Raw genomic sequence first — 6,295 nt, forward strand, 5'->3', positions numbered from 1 at the left:
CTGTATACGAGGAGTGAGTAAGTTGAAAAAATGGTATGAAGCTTTATTTGAAAACTACGGCAAAAACTATGATAATGAAAACTTTACGCAAGGCACAATTGGAGAATGCGATTTTATTGAAAAAGAACTTAATTATAATAAATCAATATCCTTACAGGCTCTTGCTCATAATCGTGGGAAAAAGCTGGACATTGACCCTGCTCTATGTTATGATATAATTAAATTTTGTGAGCGGGAGAGATGATTATGTCAGGTAAATTGAGTTGGAAAGACGTCCTCATAAATCGGTTAATAAAGGGCGGTTTCAGCAAAGAGGAATCACACTCGGTCTATCTGGTTGAAATGGAAGCAAGAAAGTTTTTTGATTTCGATGGAATAGTGCCAAGCAGTCTGATGCTGCAGAACATTGAGCAGGACAAGAAAGAAATGCAGTACTTCTGGGAATCGAATTCTGTGGATGCACTATGCCCATTTTGCGGAACGCTGAGTACAAGGCCGAGCAGCGACTACTACACCAAGCTAATACAAGATATACCATACAACAACAAGGCTGTGTATCACGCCGTACGCTTCAACAGATACTTCTGCGAGAATTCAGAGTGCAAATACGAGGAATTCATTGAGCGATTCAGTCATTTTTCCGAAGAGAAAGCAAGGAAAACGGTTCGTTTCAAAAAATACTGTATAGAACGTTCCCTTGGATGTGGATGCAACCATGCGGAATACGAGCTAAGGATGGAAGGCGCTGTGATAAGTAATGATACACTTGGGAGATATTTAAAATCCGAAGCCGCGGCAAAAATTGAAGACAACATAACGCGGGATGATGTGAAAGTGTTGGCAGTAGACGACATTAACCTGCGCAAGGGAGACAAAAAGTCGGGTTGTACCGTACTGCTGGACGAAGAGACGCATAAGGTTTTAATCATCATAAAAGGCACGACAAAAGAAATGACCAAGCGTGCATTGGAAATGTTTCCCTCAGCACAGTTTTTTAGCAGAGACAGGGCAACTGCATATTCTTCAGCAGGTGCCGAGTGTGGGAAGATACAAATCGCGGATCGGTTTCACCTGATTAAGAATGCACAGGAAGCGATTCAAAACGCACTGATGGCATCCATTCCAGCGACAATATTCGTACGTGACGGGGATGGTTGGGTACAGACAACACCGGAGGATTCCGTCAATTCCACGTCATATTTTTACGTTCCGGATGAGAGGGCTGAGGAATATATAAAGCTTGCGGGGCTGACACCTGCCAAGGCCAGAAAATACAGAAACACCTTAAAACTATTGGAACTGGCGGACAAAGGCCTGAAAACAGCCGACATAGCAAAGGAAATGGATGTGCCGTATAAGGACGTGCAGGCTCTCCGCAGGAGTGCCGCCAGCACACTTCGCTATGTTGAAGACAGGATCAAAAAAAATATTGATGCTCAGAACAATGCCATAGAAAACCGCGAAGAAAGACAAGGTAGTCATACACCAAAGACAGTGGGAGGTCCGAATGTGCGACCGGCAAGTGAAACCATAGTCGAACCGTATAGAGAAACGGTTATGGCCATGGTGAAGTCAGGCGGAAATCACAGAACGATATACCCGGTTATTCAGGAGATGGGCTATACCGGCAGCAGTAATGCCATTTATCAATATATTTTGAAACTGCGCAGGGAAGTTCCGGATCAACTCAATCGCAAACTGACCGAGATGCCTCCTGAAATGACACTGGAAAGCTATCCCAGAGACAAAATATATTCAGCGATTTTGAAAGAAGCATCAAATAGTCGACCAGGAAATGCAGAGAACAGCGAGCAGGACACAAAATCTGAAGCAACAAAGAAAACCCCTAAGGCTAACAACTCGCCTTTCAGCACAAAAGTGACCGAACTGATTTTGGGGCCTGAAAAGGAAATACCTGAGGAAAAGGAAAAACCTAAAAAAAAACCAACTCTTCCATAAAGCAATAGAGATGTACCCGATAATCCTGATTCTCATCCAATTCCTTAAAGACGTGTATAACGTATTCGACTCCCGTGATGTCGGTGCGCTTGATATGCTGATTCATACATACAGTGAAAGCGATGTCGACGCTTTGGCGCAATATGTGAAGGGACTGTCCGATGATTATGAAGCTGTAAAAAACAGCTTAATTTATGGCGAGATAAGCAATGGCCCCATGGAAGGAGTCAACAGCAGGATCAAAGCAATCCACCGAAGAAGTTCGGGCAGAGCAGGCATTTTCTTGCTCAATGCGTACATGGTTTTGCCAGGCTAAAATACACAGAAATTGCAATATTACCCACGCTTATGAGCAAGAGCCTCCTTACATACCATAAGGGAACACAGCGCTCTTATATTTTTGTTATGCATCCGGAAGATGGGCGCAGATATATAGCCATTCTTCAAAAATTTCTTTATACAAATTGGAGCAGGGTTTTTACAGAAGAATCTCCTGGAAAAACAGCCCATCCAGCAAGAGTGTAGGCGGAAAACTTGAACTGGAAATGGATTCCGGTGTGATTGCAACGATAACTGCTCAAGAGGATGGATGGGTAACAATTCAGTTTTCAGACCAACCAGGGAGGAGTACAAGGACACGCATAGATCATTTTCTTAGCAATTACAGACGTTAAGTCTTTCGTATTATGCCATGCTACCTCATAGCTTCATTGCTTTCTTACGAAGAGCTTTCTAACGAAAGATACCCGTTTTTATCTTGCACAAGAGAACAAATGTTTTGTATAATTGAGTTGACTGCGAAATGTAGTAAACTGCCTACAGATTGTAGGCAGTTGTAAATTAAAGCAGTGGATATCAATAAGTCAAGGTGGAGGATATAATCTTATGGCGAAGAAAAAAAAGAATGAAATAACAATCCGTTCCAGTACGGCGGAATACTTGACTTTTATTGCTGCAACGGGTGATGATCCTCAAAGTTTTGAAATGCGTTATGAAGACGAAAATATCTGGCTTACGCAAAAGATGCTGGCAACGCTTTATGATGTTGATGTACGAACAATAAACGAACATATGCAAAAGATATATTCCGATAATGAACTTGAACAAGAATCAACTATCCGGAATTTCCGGATAGTTCAAAATGAAGGTTCACGTCAAGTTGCACGCGTTATTAAACATTATAATCTGCAAATGATTATTGCTGTGGGTTTTAAAGTAAACAATGAACGGGCTGTTCAATTTCGTAAATGGGTGAATCAGATTGTGAAGGAGTATACTATCAAAGGGTTCGCTATGGACGATGACCGATTGAAGAATGGCGGTTCTATTCTGACAGAGCAATATTTTGAAGAGCAGCTCCAGCGTATCCGTGAAATTCGCTTGAGCGAGCGGAAGTTTTATCAAAAAATTACAGATATTTATGCTACCGCCATTGATTATGATGTAAATGCAAGTGCCACAAAACGCTTCTTTGCTACTGTCCAAAATAAGCTTCATTGGGCGATTCATGGACAGACAGACTGCTTCAGAAGTTATCCATAACCGCGCAAATGCAGAGAAGAAACATATGGGACTAACCACATGGAAAGATGCGCCACACGGAAAAATCCAGAAATTCGACGTATCAGTAGCCAAGAACTACCTGAGCGAATTCGAGATGGGACAATTGCAGAGACTGGTTTCGGCTTATTTAGACATTGCAGAGAATATGGCGATTCGGCACATACCCATGTCCATGCAGGATTGGGAAACATGGTTGAACCGTTTTATAGAGGCAGCTGATCGTGATGTTTTACAAGATGCAGGAAAGGTGACGATGGAGATTGCTAAAGCCCATGCGGAAAGCGAGTTTGAGAAATATCGCATTATCCAGGATAGACTGTTCCAATCTGACTTTAATAAACTAATTGATGATATAAAGAATGAAGAGTAATATATAAAGTCGCCGAATTCGACACCTCTAAAATAGGTAATGTTATCAGGGATTCTCCCGCCAAGGGGATACCAGAGGACTACGGCATCTTTTTTGTATCCTCAAGGCATGCGGAGGCCGTAATCCTGTTGCAACGACGAAACGCCTGATGTGAAGCGGGTTTGCGGGATTGTAGTTGGAAATATGCTTTCTAAATGATTGGATAGGCAGTGACAAGAAACTGACCATACTTGATTTGAGTGGTGTCCCTTTTGAAGTATTGGATATTACCATTGGTCTCATAACACGTTTTGTTTATGATAGTATGTTTTGGGGCAGGAACGAATCATACACAGGCAAGAATAGACCTCTTTTGCTCGCTTTTGAGGAAGCCCATGCTTATTTGAACAAAGATGATAATAACAGCTATTCTAAAAATTCCGTTGAAATAAAAGACGGCGAAAGAAGAATTGCACTTTGTCATTATCCCATGCTTTCGTGGGGTGGGGCAGCACGGGGGGCTTTACATATTCATGCACATATACATAACAAGAAGGACGGACTGACATTTGAAGCATTGAGGCGGATGGATAATGCATTAAATGCAAGCGTAGAGATTAACGACTATAAGCCAGCTATTTTAGAAGAACTGATTTTGAATAATAGAAAGTTTAAGGATAGCTGAAAAGGAGGACAAGATGAAAAACAAAAGAAGAAGCAATAAAGATGAAATCACATCGGTTCATCTTCATTTGGAACTGAGAGGAGAATACCTGACGGAATACCAGAAGAGAATGTTAAAAAGATATGGAGAATCTTCTACGGGAGAGTCTATATGCAGAGATATTCTAATACCATCTGATATACCGCTCCATAACCTGCACTATGCAATACAAAAACTATATGGTTGGCAAAATTCACATTTACGCAGTTTTCATCTACCGGAAGAAGTATATCAAAAACTGACCGGTGGCACTGTTAAAGGCTGGTCGGATTTAGTGGGTATTTTATTTCAGCCTCCATCCGAATCAGAGAAAGATATTTTCTGGGATGATGATTATGAAAAAGGCAGCATAAGCGCATGGCTAAAAAAGAAATACACCGGGCCATATTTTTATGGTGGGGAATTGGAGCATCCAGAAGTTGCGAAAAGAGATGTGAAGCAGCTCATGGATAATTTTAAGATGCTTGAGGTTAAAGAGTCATTTATAGATTACATGGCCCGGACTAAAAAGGCTGGGGACGAGGAAATTAAAACTTTACGCAAAGCTCCTTTGATTGAGTTGACTCTTGTAGAAATGAATTCGTCTATTATCATTGATAGCGGAACTGAAAATTTATTAGAGCGATTGGAAGTCAGCAAGATTTTAGCAGGCAAAGATGAACTGCTTGGTGAAGAACGGTTGTTTCCAGTAGCAAAGGAAATTGTTTATACGTACGATTTTGGGGATAATTGGACTATTGTCATAACTAAGGGAGACAATTGCAGGGGCCTGCTCGAAAGCGGGTCTGTTTCGCATGAAGAGATTGCCTATGCGAACGATATTGTGATGAATAAGCATATGCCCGTTTGTATTCATAAAGACGGAGTATTTTTACTTGACGATGTAGGCGGACTAAGCGGATTTGCTGATTTTTTAGGGACTGTCTATGAAAGTGACGACAAAGAGGAAAGCAATGGGCTTCGCGCTTGGGCAAAGGGTCTTGGGTGGAGTGAAAAAAAGATTGCGAATAAAAAGATATTGTAAATTGATGATCAAAAGTCTGGACAGAGCTGAATAAAGAATATTCTATGAAAGACGGAGCTTTGGAGGCGTACCTTAGGGTGTTCAATCAGCTGAAGGAATTGACGCCGGGGCCAAATCATGAATCATTGCATAGCGGGGGATTAAGATGTGTAAGACGATTTATCTAGATTACGCAAACTGGATTGATCTAACAAGAGGAAAAACAGATATTAACAAATTTAAGAAAGCACTGCAGGAAAATGTTATATCTCCCATACTTTCTTTTATGCATATTCTTGAGATTGCTAATAGCGGTGAAAAATCACGTGTTGAATTAAGTAGATTTCTTGATAATATTACAGTAACGTTGCAAAAAAACATTTAGAATTTGTCAAGTTATAATAAATTTTGATAATCAAAGAAATGCTGCGAATTAAGAAGATAAAATAGATATTTTGCTGTATTTGCATTAAAAAATCCTTTATAATAGAGATAACAAGGTAGTCCTTGCCAAATCCCTAATATAAAGGAGTAAATCATGCAAGGCAAGGATATCAATAAATCCACTTTTTTTCAACTGTTTAAACCAATAATTAACGAAAATTTTTTAAGTTTTTTATCAGACATGGAAGCCGATAAGTATTTCAAGAAGTTTAACACATTAGAATTCATTGAACTACTAGCCAATTCTCAGATT

6 protein-coding genes and 1 pseudogene are annotated in these 6,295 nt (G+C 40.3%); all 7 read left to right on the forward strand.

What is annotated here, in order from left to right; genetic code table 11:
* Positions 1-22 precede the first annotated feature (22 nt).
* The 7 genes and pseudogenes from K364_RS27050 (at position 23) to K364_RS0103670 (ending at position 5,983) form a co-directional block, all read left to right on the forward strand.
* Positions 23-244 (forward strand): hypothetical protein, encoded by a 222-nt coding sequence (locus tag K364_RS27050; RefSeq protein ID WP_028306876.1) that lies wholly within the window; start codon positions 23-25, stop codon positions 242-244.
* 2 nt (positions 245-246) lie between these two features.
* Positions 247-1,959, forward strand: a complete 1,713-nt coding sequence (locus K364_RS0103640) for a transposase (RefSeq protein ID WP_028306877.1) — start codon at positions 247-249, stop codon at positions 1,957-1,959.
* 4 nt (positions 1,960-1,963) lie between these two features.
* Positions 1,964-2,275, forward strand: coding sequence for a transposase (locus K364_RS26065; protein ID WP_242841646.1), 312 nt, complete (start codon positions 1,964-1,966; stop codon positions 2,273-2,275).
* 569 nt (positions 2,276-2,844) lie between these two features.
* Positions 2,845-3,892, forward strand: a pseudogene (locus K364_RS27800) (virulence RhuM family protein).
* A 175-nt stretch (positions 3,893-4,067) separates the two neighbouring features.
* Positions 4,068-4,556 (forward strand): metallophosphoesterase family protein, encoded by a 489-nt coding sequence (locus K364_RS27055; RefSeq protein WP_028306879.1) that lies wholly within the window; start codon positions 4,068-4,070, stop codon positions 4,554-4,556.
* Between the two features lie 13 nt (positions 4,557-4,569).
* A complete protein-coding gene (locus K364_RS26075) occupies positions 4,570-5,619 on the forward strand; it encodes an IS1096 element passenger TnpR family protein (RefSeq protein ID WP_035267806.1) in 1,050 nt (349 codons plus the stop codon).
* Between the two features lie 145 nt (positions 5,620-5,764).
* Entirely contained in the window at positions 5,765-5,983 is a 219-nt protein-coding gene (locus K364_RS0103670) for a hypothetical protein (RefSeq protein WP_028306880.1), read from the forward strand.
* Positions 5,984-6,295: the final 312 nt, after the last annotated feature.

Origin of the sequence: Desulfitibacter alkalitolerans DSM 16504 (genome assembly GCF_000620305.1) — a bacterium.
Classification (GTDB): Bacteria; Bacillota; DSM-16504; order Desulfitibacterales; family Desulfitibacteraceae; genus Desulfitibacter; species Desulfitibacter alkalitolerans.